At 69.3% G+C, this 21,809-nt stretch carries 21 protein-coding genes, 1 tRNA gene and 2 pseudogenes; 16 read left to right on the top strand and 8 right to left on the bottom strand.

Features of this window, described 5'->3' with window-relative positions; all coding sequences use genetic code 11:
* Positions 1 to 209 precede the first annotated feature (209 nt).
* The 4 genes from ACFXBC_RS17375 to ACFXBC_RS17360 form a co-directional block, all read right to left on the bottom strand.
* Positions 210 to 614 (bottom strand): hypothetical protein, encoded by a 405-nt coding sequence (locus ACFXBC_RS17375; RefSeq protein ID WP_385024418.1) that lies wholly within the window; start codon positions 612 to 614, stop codon positions 210 to 212.
* Between the two features lie 178 nt (positions 615 to 792).
* Positions 793 to 1,182: a DUF3592 domain-containing protein gene (locus ACFXBC_RS17370; RefSeq protein ID WP_385024416.1), complete on the bottom strand. Its 390-nt coding sequence runs from the start codon at positions 1,180 to 1,182 to the stop codon at positions 793 to 795.
* Between the two features lie 194 nt (positions 1,183 to 1,376).
* On the bottom strand, positions 1,377 to 1,778 hold the full coding sequence (locus tag ACFXBC_RS17365; protein WP_385024414.1) for a DUF3592 domain-containing protein: 402 nt from the start codon (positions 1,776 to 1,778) through the stop codon (positions 1,377 to 1,379).
* A 111-nt stretch (positions 1,779 to 1,889) separates the two neighbouring features.
* Complete coding sequence (locus ACFXBC_RS17360; protein ID WP_385024412.1) at positions 1,890 to 2,282, bottom strand: hypothetical protein; 393 nt, start codon at positions 2,280 to 2,282, stop codon at positions 1,890 to 1,892.
* A gap of 171 nt (positions 2,283 to 2,453) precedes the next feature.
* Here ACFXBC_RS17360 and ACFXBC_RS17355 point away from each other — a divergent pair, with 171 nt between their 5' ends.
* The 16 genes and pseudogenes from ACFXBC_RS17355 to ACFXBC_RS17280 form a co-directional block, all read left to right on the top strand.
* Positions 2,454 to 3,026, top strand: a complete 573-nt coding sequence (locus tag ACFXBC_RS17355) for a hypothetical protein (protein ID WP_385024410.1) — start codon at positions 2,454 to 2,456, stop codon at positions 3,024 to 3,026.
* Between the two features lie 84 nt (positions 3,027 to 3,110).
* Positions 3,111 to 4,304 (top strand): phage tail protein, encoded by a 1,194-nt coding sequence (locus tag ACFXBC_RS17350; RefSeq protein WP_385024408.1) that lies wholly within the window; start codon positions 3,111 to 3,113, stop codon positions 4,302 to 4,304.
* A gap of 83 nt (positions 4,305 to 4,387) precedes the next feature.
* On the top strand, positions 4,388 to 5,599 hold the full coding sequence (locus ACFXBC_RS17345; RefSeq protein WP_385024406.1) for a hypothetical protein: 1,212 nt from the start codon (positions 4,388 to 4,390) through the stop codon (positions 5,597 to 5,599).
* 229 nt (positions 5,600 to 5,828) lie between these two features.
* Positions 5,829 to 6,782 carry a phage distal tail protein gene (locus tag ACFXBC_RS17340; RefSeq protein WP_385024404.1) on the top strand — a complete coding sequence of 318 codons (954 nt, stop codon included), beginning with the start codon at positions 5,829 to 5,831 and terminating at the stop codon, positions 6,780 to 6,782.
* 161 nt (positions 6,783 to 6,943) lie between these two features.
* Entirely contained in the window at positions 6,944 to 8,149 is a 1,206-nt protein-coding gene (locus ACFXBC_RS17335) for a hypothetical protein (protein WP_385024402.1), read from the top strand.
* 10 nt (positions 8,150 to 8,159) lie between these two features.
* Entirely contained in the window at positions 8,160 to 9,284 is a 1,125-nt protein-coding gene (locus tag ACFXBC_RS17330) for a hypothetical protein (RefSeq protein ID WP_385024400.1), read from the top strand.
* A gap of 3 nt (positions 9,285 to 9,287) precedes the next feature.
* Positions 9,288 to 10,034 carry a hypothetical protein gene (locus ACFXBC_RS17325; protein WP_385024398.1) on the top strand — a complete coding sequence of 249 codons (747 nt, stop codon included), beginning with the start codon at positions 9,288 to 9,290 and terminating at the stop codon, positions 10,032 to 10,034.
* Between the two features lie 300 nt (positions 10,035 to 10,334).
* Positions 10,335 to 11,783, top strand: coding sequence for a phage tail protein (locus tag ACFXBC_RS17320; protein ID WP_385024396.1), 1,449 nt, complete (start codon positions 10,335 to 10,337; stop codon positions 11,781 to 11,783).
* Between the two features lie 121 nt (positions 11,784 to 11,904).
* Positions 11,905 to 12,768, top strand: a complete 864-nt coding sequence (locus ACFXBC_RS17315) for a peptidoglycan-binding protein (protein ID WP_385024394.1) — start codon at positions 11,905 to 11,907, stop codon at positions 12,766 to 12,768.
* 218 nt (positions 12,769 to 12,986) lie between these two features.
* Positions 12,987 to 13,268, top strand: a complete 282-nt coding sequence (locus ACFXBC_RS17310; protein WP_385024392.1) for a hypothetical protein — start codon at positions 12,987 to 12,989, stop codon at positions 13,266 to 13,268.
* Entirely contained in the window at positions 13,255 to 13,518 is a 264-nt protein-coding gene (locus ACFXBC_RS17305; RefSeq protein ID WP_385024390.1) for a hypothetical protein, read from the top strand. The genes ACFXBC_RS17310 and ACFXBC_RS17305 overlap by 14 nt, the downstream gene beginning before the upstream one ends.
* Before the next feature lie 138 nt (positions 13,519 to 13,656).
* A complete protein-coding gene (locus tag ACFXBC_RS17300) occupies positions 13,657 to 14,544 on the top strand; it encodes a peptidoglycan-binding protein (protein ID WP_385024388.1) in 888 nt (295 codons plus the stop codon).
* Positions 14,545 to 14,753: 209 nt separating this feature from the next.
* A pseudogene (locus tag ACFXBC_RS17295) lies at positions 14,754 to 15,189 on the top strand (PadR family transcriptional regulator).
* Between the two features lie 131 nt (positions 15,190 to 15,320).
* Complete coding sequence (locus ACFXBC_RS17290) at positions 15,321 to 16,295, top strand: ATP-binding cassette domain-containing protein (protein WP_385024386.1); 975 nt, start codon at positions 15,321 to 15,323, stop codon at positions 16,293 to 16,295.
* Entirely contained in the window at positions 16,292 to 17,095 is an 804-nt protein-coding gene (locus ACFXBC_RS17285; protein ID WP_385024384.1) for an ABC transporter permease, read from the top strand. The genes ACFXBC_RS17290 and ACFXBC_RS17285 overlap by 4 nt, the downstream gene beginning before the upstream one ends.
* Before the next feature lie 87 nt (positions 17,096 to 17,182).
* Positions 17,183 to 17,344, top strand: a pseudogene (locus ACFXBC_RS17280) (transposase); the annotation flags it as partial.
* A gap of 31 nt (positions 17,345 to 17,375) precedes the next feature.
* Here the strand turns inward: ACFXBC_RS17280 and ACFXBC_RS17275 are convergent.
* The 4 genes from ACFXBC_RS17275 to ACFXBC_RS17260 all read right to left on the bottom strand — a co-directional run bounded on the left by ACFXBC_RS17275 (position 17,376) and on the right by ACFXBC_RS17260 (position 21,505).
* Positions 17,376 to 17,681, bottom strand: coding sequence for a hypothetical protein (locus ACFXBC_RS17275; RefSeq protein ID WP_385024382.1), 306 nt, complete (start codon positions 17,679 to 17,681; stop codon positions 17,376 to 17,378).
* A 635-nt stretch (positions 17,682 to 18,316) separates the two neighbouring features.
* Positions 18,317 to 18,390, bottom strand: a tRNA-Thr gene (locus ACFXBC_RS17270).
* A gap of 97 nt (positions 18,391 to 18,487) precedes the next feature.
* On the bottom strand, positions 18,488 to 20,050 hold the full coding sequence (locus ACFXBC_RS17265) for an alpha/beta hydrolase (RefSeq protein WP_385024380.1): 1,563 nt from the start codon (positions 20,048 to 20,050) through the stop codon (positions 18,488 to 18,490).
* A gap of 243 nt (positions 20,051 to 20,293) precedes the next feature.
* Positions 20,294 to 21,505 carry a DNA polymerase III subunit delta' gene (locus tag ACFXBC_RS17260; protein ID WP_385024378.1) on the bottom strand — a complete coding sequence of 404 codons (1,212 nt, stop codon included), beginning with the start codon at positions 21,503 to 21,505 and terminating at the stop codon, positions 20,294 to 20,296.
* Positions 21,506 to 21,809: the final 304 nt, after the last annotated feature.

The following is a 21,809-nucleotide window of genomic DNA, read 5'->3' as shown; positions in this document are numbered from 1 at the left end:
CACGGCCCCCTTAATACGCCCCCCCCCCCCCCCGCCCGCCCGCGCCCCCGGGCCCCCCCGGCGGGCACAGGAGCCGCACAGGACTTCCCGGACGGGGCACATCAGCGCGCCGACGCTGCCAAAAAATATGACCCGTCAGGAATAGAAGACCCGCAAAATTAGCCCAGTAATGATCATGGTCAGACCCACACCGGTAGTGAACCCGGCGCTCACGCCTGCGCGCTGACACACACCAGGATGAGCGAGACAGCGGCCACGGCCAGTAGGCAGCCGAGATAGACGCGCTTCCGCTTCACGTTCTCCGGCATGAGAGACACGAACTCGGAGCGCTTGGGGTTCTCCGGATCGTAAATGACCGATGGCGCTCCCTGGGGCTGCATGGAGAGGCCACGCATCCATTTGGTGCGCTGTGGTTCCCCATCGCCCCCGTCGTACGCGTACTGCACGTCGATCTTGCCATCACGGGGAACTGTCCTTCCTACCTCCCAGGCGGTCGTATGCGTGCCACGTTCGCGCAGCGGCCTCTGCAGCATGAAGGGAACTCCCGAATAAAGAAGCGCCAGGACAGCGACGGCGAGCACTACCACACCGGCATCGAACACTGAATCCTCCATGGATTGAATCGCCAGCACCACGAGGCGTTCGGCGTCACAGCACCGCGCCGGTACATCCCGGAAAAATCAAGACCAGCGCTATCACAAAGCAGGGAAATAAAGAGGACCAACCCTCTGTTCACACACTTCTCCCCACGACGCCGCCCGGCCGCAAAATCACCGGTTCATACAACCGTAGTCAGATCAGCAAGCCAACACAGAGCAAAATGAGCGCTACGACTGCCACTACTCCCACAACCGTCAGGATGCCAACCTTCTTCTTGGGGTTCCGAGACATGAAAATCATAAACTCGGCCCGCTTGGGATTCTGCGGATCGTAAATGACTCGCTCACCCCCCTGCGGGTACTGAGAGCAGCCACGCTGCCAAATAGTGTGCCGCTCCCGCTCGTGGGTGATGTACAGGTATTCCACGTCGATCTTTCCGTCTCGTGGAACGGAGCGGCGCGCCACCTTCGCATCAACAACCACGCCTCTTTTACGCAGAGGGGCTTGCGCAAGAAAAGGGACTCCAGAACTCAGAAGCACCACAACGGAAACGAAGAATATTACGCCGACAACGACAAACATCGAGCCTCCACCTGCGCCTTGAAGGCGACACTCGCACACGCTTGAATGGTTCATCCGATCACACCGCGGCAAACTCCGGAGACAGAGAGGCCGCAGGCACTCCCAGTCCTCTCGGGGGCTGCTACACCAGCAAAGGCAGCTGAAACAGGCGAGTGAAGAAAATCCATTCAGCCCGCTGCGACCACAGGGAAGAGTCAGGACCAAATCGTCAGAGAAAGAATCTCGACAACCACAAGGAAGCACCAAATAGAACTCAGCACCACAGTGAACACACCACTGAACCCAATGTGCTCATCCGCCTCCGTCCGCGGCATCGACCGACGCTGACGCCGCGGATCATAAAGAACAGGAACCTCCGACCCAGCAGCAGGCGGACTGTAACTGTACAGCTTTGACTTCCCCTGCCGCGTTTCACCATCCGCCGAGACGTACTCATAGGCCATACCAACTTGATTGTTCGCATAAAACCACGTCGTACAGCGGCCTGACACCTCACGCCACGAATCCCGCGCAACCCCGGCACGCCACAGGCAGTAGAACTGCCCTATGAGAATGCATGAAACCGCAAAGATAAATATCAGAAGTACTAGGTCCACGGCCCCCACCAAGCGAAATCAGCACCCTAAACCATTGAGTAAGCAGATCCAACTCAGCCAGCGGCACACGCCGCCGATATCCCCACAAGCCCGCGCACGAACTGCAGCCGATCAGGTCAAAGCGCCGATAAGACCCAGAATCAACGAGATCAGCGCCACACCCCACAAGGCATAGAGAAGATTCCGCCTCTTGTTCACATTCTCCGGCATCCGGGAAACGAATTCCGCTCGCTTCGGGTTCTCGGGGTCGTACACGACCTCCTGCGAACCCGAGGGCATCGAGGTGAGACCGACCATGGCAATACTGTGCAATCCGCCATCCCGCCCGTCGTACCCGTACCTCACGGTTATTTTCCCGTCCTGGGGAACCGACTTGGAAGCCTCCCAGGCCCATGTCTTCACACCCCTCTTCCGCAGCGGAGCCTGCGTGCGGTAAGGAATTCCGAAAACGATAAGGCCCAGCACAGCGAGAGCGAAAACAACTCCGCAGACGTTGGTCTCCACAGATCCTCCACATTCCCTTTCTTGAATGATGACACAGCGTCACCTCTGGTGGCAACAACCCGATGCCGTGACAGTAGCGGGACTATCCCGTGCAAAGTTTCTCTTATGGTGAAATTTCCGACCTCTTCTGAGGGTGGATTCCAGCACCGGTAAGCGTAGAAGGGTTGCCCGATGACGACGAACGAAGAACTCCTCGCCAAGGACACCGAGATTCTGCAGGCTGTAAAAGGCGTCCAGGACTCGATTCCGGGAAAGGGGCCGAGCCGACTGGCCACCGAGGAATACATAGCCAAACAGATCGCTGCACTGAAGAAGTCATCCACCGGAACAGGGGCGAAGGCCCCCGAAGAAGAGAAGAAACCAGAGCCCGGATCCATCGAAACTCTTTTGTCGGGCATCCTGGGCAAGGACATCGTGGACAGCGTAAAGAGCCTCGCCACTTCGTCATTCTCGATGACGACGGTCGTGACACTGGGACTCGCACTCGTCGGAACACTCGGCGTGAAGCTCATCCAGTTCGACGTCGCACTGCAAAAATTCCTGGAGGGAAAAGGAAAGAAGATCGGCACGACCAAACGGGGCCTGCCTAAACTCGAAAGCACCGAGGTCACACAGATGAATGCCCCGGATACCGAGTGGACCAACCGCTCGGTCGCGAGGATCGAAGCGGCGACCCGGAAGCTCGACACCGCGATCGGCAGCCTGCACACCAAAGTCGACGGGCTGCTCGCCGAGTTCGCCTGACCGCCCATCGGCGGCGCACGCCCTCACCCACCCTCCGGCCGCCAGCCGGTCGGCTGAACAGGCCGATGAACGATCGGACATGGAATGGCGTTCACAGCCACACTCAAGAAGGCCTCCGACAGCCTCCGCGGCTTCAAGACCAACCTCGACCAGGCCAGCCGGTCGGCGACCGGCCTGAAGCAGAGCGCACAGAGCACTAACAGCGGTATCAACAGCATCAAGTCCTCGTCCCAGCAGTCCGCCAAGGAGCTGAAGTCGCTCCAACTGGCAGCCGACAAGGCGGAGAAGTCCGTCACCAAGGCCGGCAAGTCCGGGCAGACCGGCGGAGCCGGCATAGGCAAGTTCCAGACCGGTGCGGCCAAGGCCGACAAGGGCATGCAAGGGCTCAACAAGTCGATGAAGGGAAACCTCATCGGCGTCCTCATGGCGCTGCTGGCCCCGCTGATCGCCAAGATCGTGGACATGGCGATGCAGTCCAAGACCATGCAGAAGATCCTCAATACCGCCTTCAGCGTCATCAAGAGTGTCATCACCAGCGTGATGAAGGCCGTCGGCCCGGTCATGCAGGCCGCCGGGGCGCTGATGAAGAAGGTGTGGAACGGGATCAAGACGGCGGTCTCGGTGGTCGTCAAGGCGGTCGCGACCGTCATCAAGACCTACTTCAATCTCTGGAAGTCCATCATCACCACGGCCATGAACGCCGTGAAGAAGGTCGTCACCGCGGTCTGGAACGGCATCAAGTCCGTCATCTCGCCGGTGGTCAACTGGATCAAGAGCGTCGTGCCGGCGGCCTTCACCGCCGTCAGGAGCAAGCTGTCCAGCGCCTGGAACGGTCTCAAGTCCATCGCGAGCAGTGCCTTCGGCGCCATCAAGGGTGCTGTCACCGGCCCGATCAACGCCGTCATCGGCCTGATCAACTCGGCCATCGGCAAGCTCAACGGCATCCGGGTCTCCGTACCCGGCTGGGTGCCGGTCGTCGGCGGGAAGTCCTTCGGCATCCATCTGCCGACCATCCCCCGCCTCGCCCAGGGCGGCATCGTCCAGCCGCAGAACGGCGGCGTGCACACCATCGTCGCCGAGGCCGGTGAGGCCGAGGCCGTCCTGCCGCTCTCCAAACTGAGCAGGCTGCTCGGCCACACCACCCGCGCCGGCCAGACCGGCACCGGCGCCGCCGCGAGCGACGGCGGCTTCTACATCGAGCAGTACTACGAGGCGACCAGCAGCAGCCTCCAGGACACCGCCACCGCCCTGCTGTTCCTCTCCAAGGCGCGGGGATGAAGGGCACGCGGACGACCAGCGTCCGGCGGGATCCCACCTCCGGCGGGGCCCGCCCCGCAGCCTTCCTGAACACCTTCCGGACCGTGGCCCTCCAGACAGGCACAGCCGTCCAGACCATGCGGCGCGGACTCGTCGGAGTTCAGGCCCCCGTCCGCACGATGACGACCCGGGCAGACACCGCCGCACCGGCGGTGCGCCGTCTCCGTACGGCAACGACGCAGGCCGCCACCGCGGTGCGCAGGGTCGGACGCTCCGCCACCACCGCCGCCACCCGCATCCGCGCAGGAGCCACGAAGGTCCGGGGCCCGCTCGGAGTGCTCGGGGCCCTCGCCGCCGGGGCCGGGGTCTTCGGGTCCGTGACGGACCTGCTCGGCAGTTACACCCCGAAGGTCACCAAGTTCATGACCCTCTTCGGGACCGCGATGACGCTCGGTTCGATCGCCATGACCGCCGTCAACACAGCCATGAAGGCGAACCCGTTGGGCTTCATCCTCGGGATCGTCACCCCGCTGGTCGCCTATCTCGTCGACTACGCGGTGAACTCCGAGACCGGCCAGAAGATCATCCAGCAGGTCTTCCAGGCCGCGCTCGACGGCTTCAAGGCCGCCTGGGCGTTCATGGCGCCGGTCATCCAAGGCTGGGCGAAGACCGTCTCCGCGGTGTTCGACGGTGTACGGAAGACCGTCGGCTCCGTCCTCAAGGCCCTGGGCGCCGCGATCGGTTCGGGGTTCCAGGGCGCCGGAAGCGCGATCTCCACCGCGACCCGCGCCGTCACCTCGATCGTCAAGGGCGCCTGGAACGGCTTCAAGGGAGCCATCCAGCCCACCATGAACTGGCTGACCAGGACGCTCCCTTCGGCCTTCACCCGGGTACGCGACGCCATGTCGAAGTCGCTGCACGGGATGGGGAACTTCCTCTCCACCGGTATCCAGACCGTCGCCGGGGTGATCACCGGGCCCGTGAAGGGCCTGATCGCCTTCGCCAACTGGATCATCGACGGGCTCAACCATCTGAGCTTCAGCTTCTTCGGCAAGAAGTTCGGCGTGCACCTGTCGAAGATCCCGCAGCTCGCCGAAGGCGGCGTCGTCCTCCCGGCCGCCGTGCCGGGCGCCTCCGCCGTGCAGCCGCTCTTCTCGCTCGGCCGCTTCCTCCCCGCGCCGTCCGGCGCGTCCGCCACCACCGGGCCCGCCTTCTTCGCCGGCCGCCCCGGGGTCCGGGTGTACGAGGAGCGCGAGGGCAGCAGCCCGCTGACCATCGCGGACGATCTGCTCTTCCTGCACCGCACCGCGGCCTGACACCCCCTGCGATCCGGCCCCCGCCGGTACCTCGCGGCTCGCTACGGCCTGCCCCGCCCGGCGCCCCGCCGCGCGCCGCTTCGGCCTGCCGGGACGCCTCCGTATCCCCGAGCCGCACATCCGTACCGCCCGGGACACCTCCCTGCCCCGAGCCGCACATCCGTACCGCCCTGCGCCGTACCTGCCCGTACCCCCCGTACCCCACCCCGAAGTGAGGTGACGGCCCGACATGGCCGATACCGTCTCCACCCTCCCGCCCACCGCCGCACTCACCGACGACACCGCCCCCGGCTCCCTGATCACCCTCGACGGGCAGATCCAGTGGGGCGGACTCCTCATGGGCACCGGCACGGCCTACCCGGTGGACCGCACCGGCATCACGGGCTGGGACGACCTGCCCGAGCTTGACCTCGGTGACGTGCTCCGGCCCGACCAGCACGGCGCCTGGCCCGGCGACCGCTGGGCCCAGCCCCGGCTGATCGGCGCCACCGTCTGGCTGGCGCCCCCGGCCGGCACCGACCCGCTCGCCACCGCCACCGCGTTCCGCTCCGCGACCGGCCCCGACGGCCAGGAACGCTGGCTCGCCGTACGCCTGCTGGGCGAGACCCTGGCGGTCCGCGCCCGGGTCAGCCGCCGGGTCGTCCCGCAGGACCGCTCGTACGCCCTGCAGGGGTTCGCCAAGGTCAGCCTCCAGTGGACGGCCACCGACCCGCGCCGCTACGGGACCGTGCTGCACGAGGCGGTGACCGGGCTGCCGGTCGGCGAATCCGGTCTGGCCTGGGACGACACTGCGGGCTCCGGTCTGCGGTGGCCCCTGGACTGGGGCGCGGCCGGCGCCGCCGGATCGATCGCCGCGGCCAACGCAGGCGGCGCCTCCGTACGGCCCGTCGTGGAGTTCCGCGGGCCCGTACAGCGGCCGTCGCTGACCCGGCTCTCCGACGGACGCCAGCTCCAGTACGACCTGGCGCTCGGCGCCGGGGACGTCCTCACCGTGAACACCGAGACGGGCACGGTGCTGCTCAACGACACCGCGTCCCGTATCTACACCGCCACCCCGGACTCCTCGCCCGAGCAGCTGTTCCAGCTGGAGCCCGGCACCACCGACCTGGCGTTCCGCTCGGACGACACGACCCCGTCCCCGGCCGCGTCCGTCACCGTCCGCTGGCGCGACGGGCACTGGTGACCGGACCGCGCCCCCTTCTCCCGCATTCCCGCCGGTACCGCACTCCCGTTCCCGTCCCCGCTTTCCGTTCCCGCTTTCCGTTTCCGCTTTCCGTTCCCGCTTTCCGTTCCCGCTTTCCATTCACGTTCCTGTTATCCGCAGCCCCCTCACAGGAGGACCTCATGCCCGTACGCAGCGCATGGCTCGTCAACCGCACCGACGCCGAGTCCGGCCAGTCCCGTGCCGACACCCGGCTCGCCCCGACCGGCACCATGACCCCGACGAGCGGACTCACCAGCCGCGGCGGCATCATCCCGGGCTCGCCCGACGGCAAGTCCCTGATGTCCGCGTTCTACGTCTTCAGCTCCACCGCGGGCATGACCGCGACCGTCGCCCCCGGCCGGGCCGTCGTCCAGGGCTCCGCGGCGGCCGGTGCGTACCCGGTCGTCCTCACCGACTACACCACCGTGGTCTTCGCCGACGGTGACGCCAACAACCCGCGCATCGACCTCGTGGTGCTGCGGATCTACGACGCCCAGTACGACAACACCGGCCGCACCGAGGCCGTCCTGGAGATCATCCAGGGCGCCCCGGCCGGCACCCCGCAGGCCCCGGTGGCGCCCGACGCCGCCCTGCCGCTGGCGACCGTGCAGGTCCCGGCCGGCGCGTCGGTCGGCACCGGTGGCCTCGCCTGGGCCGGCGCCGTGGCCAATCTGCGCACCAGCACCGTCGCCGTCGGGGGCATCCTGCCGCTGTACGGGAACACCGCCGAGGCGGGCAGCTACCCGGGCCAGTACCGCGACACCGGCAGCCAGCTCCAGCGCTGGGACGGCTCGCAGTGGGTGAGCTACCCGGGCCAGACCGGCGGGATCGCCCCGACCGGGCAGCTCGCCACCGGCGGTTACGTCGGCCAGTACCGGGACAACAACGGCCGTCTGGAGCGCTGGAGCGGCACCGCCTGGATGCTCGCCCTGCCCAGCCCGGTGTTCGCGTACAACACCGACGGCGGCTACTGCAAGACCACCACCTGGTCCGAGACGGTGACCGGGACCACCGGGCCGACGATCACCGCCACCTTCACCGCCCCGGTGTCCGGGAAGGTACTGGTCACCGTGGGTTTCCAGGGCCAGCCGTCCATCGAGGGCGGCTGGGGCCGGATGTCCGCGAACATCCGCAAGGAAGGCGTCCTGGTCACCGGTCTGGGCGCCGACGAGACCCGCTCCGCCATCGACACCGGGCGTGGCAGCCAGTCGGTGACCACCGTCTTCCAGGTCAGCGGGCTCTCGGCGGGCGCCCAGTACGCGGCCGTCTCGGCATACTCCTCCAGCGCCACGACCAACAACCACTGGTTCGACAACCGGTTCGTCCGCGTCGACCCGATGCTCTGAGGAGGGCGGCGTGACAAGTTCGCCCCGTACGGCGTACACCCCGCTCACCCCCGTCTACCGTGCGGTCTTCTGCGATCTGCGCACCGACCGGGTGCTGGACGTACTGCCGCTGACGGAGACCAAGTTCGACGACTACATCGGCAAGTCGGGGTCGCTGTCGGCGACGGTCCCGCTGCCGGACGCCGCACTGGCGGGCCGGGCCCGCGCCGCGCTGGTGCCCGGCAGGACCGCGGTGTGGCTGGAGCGTGACGGAGACATCTGGTGGGGCGGGGTGCTGTGGACGTGCACCCCGTCGTCCGACGAACGCGGCCGGGTCCAGGTGGAGTTCCAGGCCGGCACCTTCGACTCGTACCTGGACCACCGCATCCTCGCGTTCCCTCTCTCGTACACGGGTCTTGACCAGTTCGAGATCGCCCGGATGCTGGTGGCCCACGCCCAGGACCAGCAGGGCGGGGACATCGGCATCCAGCTCGGGCACGAGATGTCAGGGGTGGCGCGGGACTGCGCCTTCGCCTACTCCTCGCTCACCCGGATCCGTGAACTCCTGGACCAGCAGGCGCAGCTCGCCGACGGCTTCGAGTGGCGGGTGCACTGCTACCGGGACGCCGAGGGCCGGCGCGCCAAGCGGCTCCAGCTCGGCCATCCGGCCATCACCAGCAGCGCGTCCGACATCGTCCTCGACCACCCGGGCCAGGTCATCACGTACAGCCTGCCGGCCGACTCGACGGTGCAGGCCGATGTGTGGGTGGCGCGCGGCGACTCGCCCAACACGGACCAGTCGGAGGAGTCCCAGCCGCTCACCGTGTCCGTCGAGTCGCCCGGCGACCTGGCGGACGGCTGGCCGCGGCTGGAGTCCACGTCGGACCACAGCGGGGTCACCGACACGGCCACCCTGCGCTCGCTGGCCCAGGCCGAACTGGCCCGTCAGCGCATGCCCGAGGTGATCCCGGAGATCACCGTGCGTCTTGACGGCCGGATCAGCCCGGCGCTGCTGGGCGCGGGAATCCGGCTGCGGCTGCGGGACCTGTGGCACCAGGAACCGCAGGACGAGCGGTACCGGATCGTCGGGATCGCGGTGGAGCCGCCGCAGCGCACCAAGGCCGAGACGGCGACCCTCTATCTGGAAGGGGTGTGAGACATGGCCACCATCCCCACCGATCTCCTGGACCGTATCCGGGACATCGAGCGCCGTATCCGCGGGCTGATGGCGAGCGCCAACAGCAGTCCGCCGATGAACCAGGTCGGCAACGGCGACATCGTGGTCGGCGACCAGGGCCGTCTCCGTGTCCGGACCTCGCTGGGCGAGGACCTGCTGCTGGCCGGCCGGGTGCAGCCGGACCGCGACAGTGAGACTCAGCGTTACCAGCAGGGCCTCGAACTCCGGCGCGACGACGGCTCGTTGGCACTCTCCCTGGTCACGGCCGACCCGGTGAACTCGCCGGTGCAGGCGCTGCGCATCCTCGACCACAAGGGCCAGACGGTCCTGGCCACCGACTCGGCGCGGGGCGGCCTGGCCCGCCCCTATCTGCCGTTCCCGACACCGGTCCCGGTGGGCGCCGCGGGCTGGGAGTCCACCACCGCCACCGACTGGACCACGCTCTATGCGGGCCCCGGCTTCGCCCAGCACCCCAAGGTGTACTGCGTGATCGCCGTCTCGGGGGCCGCGGGTGCGGCCGTCCGGCTGCTGGTCAACGGTGAGCCGGTCGGCGACGAACAAACCCTCACCGGGGCCGCCGGACAGACGGTGGCTCTGACCGTGACCCTGGTGGAGGACCTTCCCGCGTCGTTCGGCGACGCGCTGTCCTTCGAGATCCAGGCCAAGGCCCCGGCCACCGGCGGCACGGTCGCCTGCCTGCCGCGCGGGCTGTACGGGGTGCAGTCCTAGCCCCGTCCCAGCCCGGGTCCGTCCGGGTTCATCCGGGTCTGCCCGGGGGCGGACCTGGTGGCGTCGGCTGCGTACGACACCGGGATGCGGCCGTACATCACCCGCACCCTGACCGTCGTCCGGTCCCGTACGACACCGAGACCCGCACCGCTCCCACACCCGCACCCGCACCGCGCCGTCGGTTCCCGTACGGGGCGGGCGCCCCACCACCGCCCGGTCCCGTACGGGGCCGACGCCCCCCCACCCCGTACCCCCCAATGTCCAACTCCCAACGCCCACACCCGACATACCGGAGTCTCCGTGCTGCCCGAATCCATCCCCACCGTCCGGCTCACCGCCCAGTACCTCTCCCTCGACGGCCACCCGCTCAGCGGCACCGTCGAGTTCCAGCCACCGGCTCTGCTCACCCACTCCGAGGCCGATCTGTTCGTCGGCGGCCCGGCCACCGCGGCTCTCGACTCCGAGGGCCGTATCGATGTGGTGCTTCCGGCCACCGACGCCGAGGGCTGGAACCCGTTCGGCTGGACGTACACCGTCACCGAGCGGCTCAACGGGGTCGGCCGGACCCGTACGTACCACATCGCCCTCTCGGCCACCGTCCCCGAAGTCGACCTCGCCGACATCGCCCCCGCCGACCCGGCCGGGACCCAGTACGTCTCCGTGCCCGGCCCCGCCGGACCGCAGGGCGAGCCGGGGCCCGCGGGACCGGCCGGCCCGGTCCGCTCGGTCAACGGGCACGCCGAGGCGGACATCATCCTGACCGCCACCGAGGTCGGCGCCCTCGCCACGTCGGCAGCCGGGCAGGCCGGCGGGGTCGCCCAGCTCGACGCAGCCGGCCAGGTACCGCTGGCCCAACTGCCGGCCGGCACCGGCGAAGGCGTCACCTCCGTCAACGGCAGGACCGGCACCGTCACGCTGGCCGCCGCCGACCTGGGCGCGCTCACCGAGGCCACCGGCGACGCCCGGTACATGGGGCTCGGCACGGCGCCCGTCCTCTCCGTCAACGGACAGACCGGCACGGTCGCCCTGACCGCCGCCGACCTCTCCGCCGTCCGCGCCGACCAGGCCGTCCTGCTCACCGGTGACCAGACGGTCGCGGGCGCCAAGACGTTCTCCACCGTCCCCACGGTCACCGCCGACCCGGTCGGTGGCGACCAGCTGGTGCGCCGCTCGTACGTGGACACGGTGGCCTCGTCCGGGACCTGGACGCCGGCCGCCCTCGGCTTCAAGTCCTGGGCGTTCGACCCGGCGACGTCCTCCGTGACCAACCCGCAGTACTGCATCAACGGCACCGTCTATCTGGTCGGCGTACCGCTGACGACCGGCGCGACCCTCACCAACGTCGTCTTCTACGTGCCCGGTTACGCGGGCGGCACCCTCGCCGCCACCTCGTACGCCGGTCTGTACAACAGCTCGGGCAGCCGGGTCGGTGTCACCGGCACCCTCGACAAACTGATCGGCCAGACCCCGGGTACCACCGCCGTCCTCAAGCTGACGACACCGTACGTCGCCACCGCGGGCAATTACTGGGTGGCGCTCCTGGTCAACGGGCCCGACCCGAAGACCAACGGTCCCGCCTTCATGGTGGGCGCCAGTGTCGGCAACAACCCTGGCGGCAGCGCACGGATGCCCGGCAAGTTCGTCCGGCATGCGCGGCTCGCCGCCACCGGACAGACCTCGCTGCCCACCTCGTTCACCCCGTCCACCATCGTCGCGGACGCCAACGCCATCTGGGCCGCAGTCTCCTGACCGGGCGTACGCCGGGCTCGTCCGGTACCCGGGCCCCGCCGACCGTCCGTACCGCAGGCCCCGCCCGATCCCACACCCCGCACCGCCCATCTCACACCCCGCACCCCGAGGAGCCGCCACCATGGCCATCCCACTCACCGCAGACACCCTGGTCAGCGCCCTGACCGCCGAAGGTGTCCACGTCGTCGAGTACGGCGACTGGCGCACCCACAACCGCAATACGAAGGGAGCATGGGGCCCCGTCAACGGCGTCATCGTCCACCACACCGTCACCTCGGGCACCGACAGCTCCGTCGCCTACTGCTACGACGGCGACTCCGACCTGCCGGGCCCGCTGTGCCACGGCGTCATCGACAAGAACGGCACCGTCCACCTCGTCGGCAACGGCCGCGCCAACCACGCCGGGCTCGGCGACGGCGACGTACTGACCGCCGTCGTCAACGAGACCGCGCTGCCCGCCCCCCACAAGGACGACACGGACGGCAACGCCCGCTTCTACGGCTTCGAGTGCATCAACCTCGGGGACGGCTCCGACCCGTGGCCCGAGGCGCAGCTCGAAGGCATCGCCCGGGTGTCCGCCGCGATCTGCCGTGCGCACGGCTGGCATGCCCCATCGGTCATCGGCCATCTGGAGTGGACCAGCCAGAAGATCGACCCGAAGGGCTTCAGCATGGCGTCGATGCGTACCCGGGTGGCCGCCCTGCTCGCGGGCGCGCCGGGCGCGAGCGCCGTGCACTACCAGCCCTTCCCCGGCCAGCCCTTCTTCACATCGGCACCCCGCTCGACGATCGTGGCCGCGATGGGCGGCCGGCTGGTCGCCGAGGGCTGCTCCGCGTACGCCGACGGCCCCGGCCCGCAGTGGAGCGAGGCCGACCGGGCCTCGTACACCAAGTGGCAGCAGAAGCTCGGCTACACCGGTTCCGACGCGGACGGCTGGCCGGGCGCCACTTCCTGGAACGCCCTGAAGGTCCCGTACACCAGCTGACCCCACACCAGCCGGCCTCGCCCCCTGCCGGGCCGGGCGCTCCACCGTGGGCCCAGCCCGGCAGGGCGCTCACCGTGGGGCCCGGCCCGGCAGGGCCCCACGGGCTGGGCCCCACCGCCCCCACCGGCTGGGCCCCACCGCCCCCAGCGGCTTGGTCCTGCCGCCCTGCCTGGCCGGGGCCCGCTCCCCGGCTGCCCCACCGCGCGAAAGGCGCTCGCATGACCCCAACCACCATCCGCGTCCTGCGCACGGTCATCCAGACCGCCGCGGGGATCGCCCTCGCACTCCCCGCCCTCGTCGACAGCGGGACCCTGCCCCGCTCGTTGCCGTGGGTGGGAGCGGCTCTCGCCGTCTCCGGCCTGCTGTCCCGCGCGATGGCCGTTCCCGCCGTACAGTCCCTGCTCCCGGCGTGGCTGACCGCGCCCGACAGCCCTCCGTCACCCGGGACTCCGGACACCGGGGCCTCCAGTTCCGCCCCGGCCGCGCATGTATCCGACTGACGCGAACGACCCGGTCGCCATCGCCCGGGAACTGGAGCGGCTCCGAGGGACCATGGAGGCGGGGTTCGCCCGCGCCGACGGCTCCCTTGCCCTGCTGGTGCAGCGCAGCGACCAGACCGACCGGCAACTCGCCGACCACGAAGCCCGTCTCGACGCCCTGGAGCGCGCCCGCTGGCCGCTGGCCAGCATCGGCGCCGTCACCGGTGTCGCGGTCGCTGCCCTCACCCTGTGGGAGGTCCTGCCCCGCTGACCGGCCGCCGCCGGGGTCCTTACCGCCGCGGGCCGCCGCCGTCCTCCGGGACGACGGTGGCCCCCCGCGCACCCTCCAACGCACACCGCCCGACAAACGCCCCACCCACTCCGCCCCACCCCCTCCGGAGGAATCCCCATGGCCATCCCTCTCTCCGCCGACGCTCTCGTCGCGGCCCTGAAGAAGGAAGGCGTCACCGTCGTCGAGCACCCCGGCTGGCGCACCCACAACCGCAACTCCAAGGGCGCCTGGGGCCCGGTGAACGGTGTGATGATCCACCACACCGTCACCTCGGGCACCGCCGCCACCGTGGCCCTCTGCTACAACGGCCGCTCCGACCTGCCCGGCCCGCTCTGCCACGGCGTCATCGCCAAGGACGGCACCGTCCACCTGGTCGGCAACGGCCGCGCCAACCACGCGGGCCTCGGCGACGCCGACGTACTGACCGCCACCGTCGCCGAGAGGAGCAAGCTGCCCGCCCCCAACCAGCAGAACACCGACGGCAACACGCACTTCTACGGCTTCGAGTGCGAGAACCTCGGCAACGGCCGGGACCCCTGGCCCGAGGCCCAGCTCACCGCGATCACCAGGGCGTCCGCCGCGCTCTGCCGCGCCCACGGCTGGCACGCCGCCTCCGTCATCGGCCACAAGGAGTGGACCAGCACCAAGATCGACCCGGTCGGCTTCACCATGGCCTCCCTGCGCACCCGGATCGGCTCCCGGCTCGCCACCGGCGCATCCACCGGCACCCCGGCCCCGGGCCACTCGGGCGCCGCCTACCAGCCGTTCCCGGGCGCCGACTGGTTCAGGAAGAAGCCGAAGTCGGCCGTCGTCACCGCGATGGGCAGACGCCTGGTGGCCGAGGGCTGCTCCGCCTACAGCTCCGGCCCGGGACCCCAGTGGACCGACGCGGACCGGGCCTCATACGCCAAGTGGCAGCGCAGGCTCGGTTACACGGGCCCCGACGCGGACGGCTGGCCGGGCGCCACCTCCTGGAACGCCCTGCGGGTCCCCGCGTCCTCCTGAGCGACAGCGAGACCCGCGCCCTTCCAAAAGCAAAAGCCCCAGGTCACGGCGAGTGAGTCCTGGGGCTTTTACAGGGCCGCCTTCGGGATTCGAACCCGAGACCTGCGCAAGACGAGACCGTGAGCGTTGATGCGGTCCGGTGCCGCGGACCCGGCGTCCACCCGCCCTCCGCCGCAGTCGTGCGCCGCCGGCGCCATAACCTGGAACGCATGTCAGCAATCCGTCTCCTCGTTCTGGGCGCGGTGCGTCGGCACGGGCGGGCCCACGGCTACCAGGTAGGCAACGACCTGGAGTACTGGGGCGCGCACGAGTGGTCCAACGCCAAACCGGGTTCGATCTACCACGCTCTGAAGCAGATGGAGAAACAGGGACTGCTGCACGCGCACGAGAGCGCACCGTCCACGGCCAGCGGCCCGCCCCGCACCGAGTACCAAGTGACGGGGAAGGGTGTGGCACAAGGCGGTCACCGCGTACTACACGCTCCAGGGCGGCCCGGGCCAGCTCGGGCACATCGGCGAGATCATGAACCTGTGGATCCATTCAGCCGATGAGGGCGAGCCGTTCGCGGGGGTGCACGCGGTGCTCGCGGAGGGGGAGCGAAACCCCTACGCGACGAGAGATCTGCACCCCGGGGGCGCATGGTGAGGGTTGGTTTCTGCCTGGTGGCAGGCCCGTACCGTGGCGCACTCTAATCAAGTTTGACTAACTCGCCGAAGGGGCGTTTACTCCGTTCGACGAGCAGTAGTCAAGTTTGACTATGGAGTCGAAGGAGACGCATGGCCGACGGGATCGTCGTCGAAGGCGTACGCAAGCGATACGGCAAGAAGGCCGCCCTGGACGGGCTGGACCTTCGGGTGGGACGCGGCACCGTGCATGGATTGCTCGGTCCGAACGGTGCGGGCAAGACCACCGCGGTACGGGTACTGACCACCCTGCTGCGGCCGGACTCGGGCCGTGTGGAGGTGGCTGGGTACGACGTCCTGAAGCAGGCCGGCCGTGTGCGCGCACGCACCGGTCTGCTCGGCCAGCACGCCGCGCTCGACGAGGAACTCGGCGGTCGGCAGAACCTGGAGATGTTCGGTCGGCTCTACCACCTCGGCGCTCGACGCGCCCGCGCCCGCGCCGACGAACTGCTGGAGCGCTTCAGCCTCACGGACACCGGCAGCAAGCAGGTCAAACGGTACAGCGGCGGTATGCGGCGGCGGCTCGACCTCGCCGCTTCGCTGATCACCGAGCCGGAGGTGCTGTTCCTGGACGAGCCGACCACCGGACTCGACCCACGCAGCCGAGCCGAGGTGTGGGCCTCGGTGCGCTCCCTGGTCGGCGGCGGCACCACCGTACTGCTGACCACCCAGTACCTGGAGGAGGCAGACCAGTTGGCCGACCGCATCTCGGTGGTCGACCGGGGGCGGGTCATCGCCGACGGCACCGCCGACGAGTTGAAGGCCCGCACCGGCGGGGACCGCATCGACGTCGTACTGCGCGACGCCGGGCAGCTGGACGCCGCGGTGGCCCTGCTGCCGTTCCCCGCCGAGGACGTCTCGGTGGACGTCGATCGCCGGCTGTTCAGCGCTCCGGTCGCAGACCGGATGAGCGCACTCACCCAGGTCGTGCGGGCCCTGGAGACGGCGGACATCGAGGCTGAGGACGTCGCGCTGCGCAGGCCCACCCTGGACGAGGTGTTCCTGCGGCTGACGGGGCACTCCGACGAGTCGGTGGCGGACGTGACGCAGGCCAAGGAGGCGGTATGAGCGCGGCGAGCGGAACGAACCTGGTACGTGACGGCGGCGGCCTCGCCCACGCCCTGAGCGACTCCTGGACCATGACCGGGCGGGAACTCGCCCACTGGGGACGGCAGCCGGTTCAGGTGGCCGTCGGTGTGGTCTTCCCCGTGATGATCCTGCTGATGTTCGGCTATCTGATCGGCGGCGGCCGGGACGTCGGCGGCGACTACATCGACTACCTGGTGCCCGGAACACTCGCGCTGACCATGGCTTTCGGCCTGGAGAGCACGGTGATCGCGGTCACTCAGGACCTCAACAAGGGCGTGATCGACCGCTTCCGCTCCATGCCGATGGCCAACGGCGCTGTTCTGGTGGGCCGTTCGGCGGCGGACATGCTGCAGTCGGCGCTGAGCCTCGCCGTGATGATCGGAATCGGGTACACGATCGGCTGGCGGCCCCACACGACAGCGAGCACATTCCTGGGCGCCGTGGGGCTGCTGCTGCTGTTCCGGTTCGCGATGCTGTGGATCGGTATCCATCTGGCGCTGGTGGCCGGGAAACCAGAACTCGTGCAAGCCGTGCAGATCCTGGTCTGGCCGGTGGGTTTCCTGTCCAACGCGATCGCGACTCCCGAGTCCATGCCGGACTGGCTGGGCACGGCGGTCCAGTGGAATCCCATGTCCCGGACCGCTACGGCGGTACGGGACCTGACCGGCAGCGTCGGCGGCGAATCCGGCCACGTCTGGGCCTCCGTGCTATGGCCACTGGCCCTGCTGGCGGTGTTCTTCCCGCTGGCCCTGCGCCGGTTCGCAAAGCTCAGCCACTAGCCAAGGGCTGTCCCATGCAGGCCGGCACAGCCTGCGCCAACCCCTGATCCCCGCCGAGGGCCGGCCCGCTGCTCACCACCTCCGGCTCCACCGGCCTGCCCAAGACCGTGCCGCTACAGGCAGCGCAACGTAGTGGAACGCTGCTTCAATCGGCTGAAGCAGTGGCGCGGCATCGCTATTCGTTACGACAAGACCGCGGAGTCCTTCCAGGCGGCCGTCACTCTCGCGTCGCTCCTGATGTGGGCGTGATGTTCCGACGGTCGGTGAGCGGGGCGGGTCATCAGAGATGGAGTTCCGTCTCCCAGTCCTCGAAGGGCGGCTCGACCCGATAGCTCGGGTCGCAGCACACTCGAACCCACTGCGCGACCCGGTACTGCGCCTCTCCGTCGTTCAGCACCATGCCGTCGGCGTCGACTTGCAGCACATTGCTATAGACCGCGAAGACCTGTTCCAACGAGGAGCCGGAGTGAAAAACGGTCGAGCGATAGTCGAACCCATCGAGCAGGTCCAGGTCGAGGGTGCCGTTCGCCAAGTAGAAAGCGAAGAGCCGGAGCGAAGCGCGCACGTCGACAGGGAGATGTTCCACCAAGGCATCATGCGCAGCTACCGCGCCACCTTGACAAGATCTTTTGAAGACGCCGCCTTGCGGCCCCTCCAGCGGCGGGCAAACGCGGCATCGGCTCGCAGGGGTGTGGGCACACCCGCGTCGACTTCGCTCTGGTCGTGCTGTGCGCCGCACGGACAGATGCTCCATCCGCCGCGTTCGGCTACCGTCTCACTGACGTCGGCGAGTTCGGCCAGCACGCCGACTGGAATCTCGGCGTCGTCACTGACGTCCGCTGCAGTCAGAGCCGCTGCAGTCTTGAAGTCCGCCTCTGCTGGATATCCTGCACGTCTTCAGCCTAATTGGCCCCCTTCTCGTCAGGATGCGACAACCCAACAAGAACGCCCGGACCGCTCCACGCCTCAGCCATCTGGGCAGGTGCCCTCCGGGGCCGCCGGGAGGGCACCTGTAGGCGTCGCAGGATCACGCCGCCGAGCCCCTGCGGCGCGCACCACGCGCAACCAGGAAAACGGTCCGTTGTCCGCCGCCTGTCCCAATGCGCTCCCCTCGCGCTCCCCCCGGCCTCCTACGACCCACACCGGTCGGGCCATCTGGTGCCGGAGGCGCAGACATGAAAAAACCCCAGGTCACGGCGAGTGAGTCCTGGGGTCATTCCGGGCCGCCTTCGGGATTCGAACCCGAGACCTACGCATTACGAGTGCGTTGCTCTGGCCAACTGAGCTAAGGCGGCACGCCGTCCTGACCATGGTGCGGTCAGCAGCGACGCCAAGTCTACACAGTTTCCCGGGGTGCTCGGAACACGCCTGAGCTGGGCCTCTCTGTGCAGGTCAGGAGCATTTCTTGCCGTTCTTCGGCGGGGTGCCGTCCAGGAGGTACCTGTTGATCGCCGTGTCGATGCAGTCGCTGCCGCGGCCGTAGGCGGTGTGGCCGTCGCCGTCATAGGTGAGCAGTGTGCCGGAGGACAGCTGGGCGGCCAGGGCCTTCGCCCACTTGTACGGGGTGGCCGGGTCGCGGGTCGTGCCGACCACCACGATCGGGGCCGCGCCCTTCGCCGTGATGCGGTGGGCGGTGCCGGTGGCGTGGAGCGGCCAGTAGGAGCAGTTCAGGGCCGCCCAGGCGAAGCCCCTGCCGAAGACCGGGGACGCCTTCTCGAAGGACGGCAGGGCCTTGGTGACGGCTGCGGGGTTCTTGAAGGCGGGGGGCAGGTCCAGGCAGTTCACCGCGGCGTTGGCGTACATCAGGTTCGCGTACTTGCCCTTGCTGTCGCGCTCGTAGTACGAGTCGGACAGGGTGAGCAGTCCGGCGCCGTCGCCGGCCATCGCGCGGGTGAGCGCGGTGCGCAGCTGGGGCCAGGACGTCTGGTCGTACATGGCCGAGATCACGCCGGTCGTGGCGAGCGACTCGGTCAGCTTGCGGCTCTGGCCGGTGGGGACCGGCTTGGCGTCCAGGCGGGAGAAGAAGGCTTCGAGCCGGTGTGAGGCGTCGGCGGTGGACTTGGTGCCGAGTGGGCAGTCCTTGTGCTTGATGCAGTCCGCCGCGAAGGACTTGAAGGCGGTCTCGAAGCCCGCGGTCTGGTCGCGGTTCATCTGCAGCGACGTCAGCGCCGGGTCCATCGCGCCGTCCAGGACCAGCCGGCCCACCCGGGAGGGGTAGAGGCCCGCGTACGTCGCGCCGAGGAAGGTGCCGTACGAGGCGCCCACGTAGTTCAGCTTCTTGTCCCCGAGGATTCCGCGCAGCACGTCCATGTCCCGGGCGGCGTCGACCGTGGAGACATGCGGGAGGATCTTCGCCGAGTGCTTCTCGCAGCCCTGCGCGAATTCCTTGAGCGACGCGGTGAGCTTCTTGGTCTCCGCCGCGTTGTCCGGGGTCTGGTCGACCTCCGTGTACGCGTCCATCTGCTTGCCCGTAAGGCATTCGACGGGCTGGCTGCGGGCGACTCCGCGCGGGTCCATGGCCACCATGTCGTAGCGGGCGCGGACCGCCGCGGGGTAGCCGATGCCCGCGTACCCCTGGAGGTAGTCGATCGCCGAGCCTCCGGGGCCGCCCGGGTTGACCAGCAGGGAGCCGATCCGCTTTCCGGGGCCGGTGGCCTTCTTGCGGGAGACGGCGAGCTTGATGTCGCCGTCGGACGGCTTCGCGTAGTCGAGCGGCACCTTCATCGAGGAGCACTGGAACCCCGGGGCGCCGCAGGAACGCCAGGTCAGTTTCTGGCCGTAGTACTTGCCCAGATCCGCCGCAGGCGCGGACTCCGATGTCCCGACCTGCTGGGACGCCGAGGCGCCGGCCTGCGATGTGGCGGGGGCCGAGCCGCCGGACGAGCAGCCCGAAACAAGCAGTCCGGCCAGGGCCAGCACGGTGACGGGGGTGGAGAGCAGACGCCTGAAGTCCATTCCCGGAGCGTAGTCCGGCCCCGGCCCCAGGCCCTCTTTTCCGGCCCGTACGAGTGAGCGGTCAACCGGCGCGGACTCGGCTGCCGGGCCCGTGACTCCGGTGCGGGACCGGTGATGCGGGGCCCGTGATGCGGGACCCGTGACCCTGCTGCCCGGTCCGATGGCTCCGGTGCCGGTCCAATGACCCTGGTGCCGGGCCGGTCCTGCTGCTGCGGCCGCCTTCGGTGCCGCTGCCGCCGCTCTTCACCCCGCCCGGAGGGACACCGTCATCGCCTCGACCGCCAGCAGCGGTGCGACGTTACGGTCGAGTGCCTGGCGGCAGGCGGTGATGGCCTCTATCCGGCGCAGGGTGCTCTCCGGGCTGGAGCTCAGGGCGATACGGTCCAGCGAGTCCCTGACGTCCTCGTTGGCGATGGCCACCTTGGAGCGCAGCTGGAGCGCCAGGACATCCCGGTAGAAACCGGTCAGGTCGGTCAGCGCGAGGTCGAGCGTGTCGCGCTGCGTACGGGTCGAGCGGCGCTTCTGCCGGTCGGCCAGCTCCTTCATCGCACCGGCCGTGCCCCGGGGCATCCGCCCCCCGGCCGACGCGCCGAGCGCCGCCTTCAGGTCCTCGGTCTCCTTGGTGTCGGCGCCCTCCGCGACCTCCTTGGCGTCCTCGGCCGCCGCGTCGATCAGCTCCTGGGCCGACTTCAGACAGCCGCCGATCTCCTCGACCCGCAACGGCATCCGGAGCACAGCGGCGCGCCGGGCCCTGGCGCGCTCGTCGGTGGCGAGACGGCGCGCCCTGCCGATGTGGCCCTGTGTCGCGCGGGCCGCGTCCATGGCGGCCTGCGGTTCGATGCCGTCCCGTCTGACGAGGATGTCGGCCACCGCCTCCACAGGCGGTGTACGGAGCGTCAGATTGCGGCACCGGGAGCGGATGGTCGGCAGCACATCCTCAAGCGACGGCGCGCAGAGCAGCCACACCGTACGGGGAGCGGGCTCCTCGACGGCCTTCAGCAGCACGTTCCCCGCGCCCTCGGTGAGCCGGTCCGCGTCCTCCATGACGATGACCTGCCAGCGGCCGACCGCAGGCGAGAGCTGGGCGCGGCGGACAAGCTCCCGTGTCTCCTTCACCCCGATGGAGAGCTGGTCGGTACGGACGACCTCGACATCCGCGTGCGTGCCGACGAGGGCCGTGTGGCAGCCCTCGCAGAAACCGCAGCCCGGGACGCCACCGAGCGCCCGGTCGGGGCTGACGCACTGGAGGGCGGCGGCGAAGGCACGGGCCGCGGTGGACCGGCCCGAGCCTGGCGGTCCCGTGAACAGCCAGGCATGCGTCATGGTCGACTTCGATGTGCCGTCGGCGGAGGTGTCCGTGGCACCCGCGGTGACGAGCGCGTCGGCGTCACGGGCGGCGGCGGCGAGCTGCGTCCGGACGCGCTCCTGGCCGACGAGGTCGTCCCATACGGGCATGTGGTCGCCCCCCTCTTCTCCTGCCGGCCGGGGCTTCAGCCTTCGCTTCGCCCTCGGCGGTCCTGGTGTGCCGGTCCGGCCCTGCCGTGCACTTCCGCCGTACTGCGTGCGGCGCCGTGCGGTCTCCATTGTGGCGCAGGGGTCTGACAGCACGGTCCGTCCCGGTCCGGCGGGTGCGGTGTCCGGCCGCGCAGCACAGCACCGCGGGGCCCGGGGGGGGGGGGTTTGTCCGGGGCCCCGGGGGGGGGGGGCGCCGCGCGCGGGCCGGGCCGGGCCGGAGGCCGGTTTGTGTGGGTGGGCGTCC

This window comes from Streptomyces sp. NPDC059398, from assembly GCF_042751845.1.
Lineage (GTDB): Bacteria > Actinomycetota > Actinomycetes > Streptomycetales > Streptomycetaceae > Streptomyces.
The sequence above is the reverse complement of the archived record's forward strand: the minus strand, read 5'-3'. Positions and strand labels throughout refer to the sequence as shown.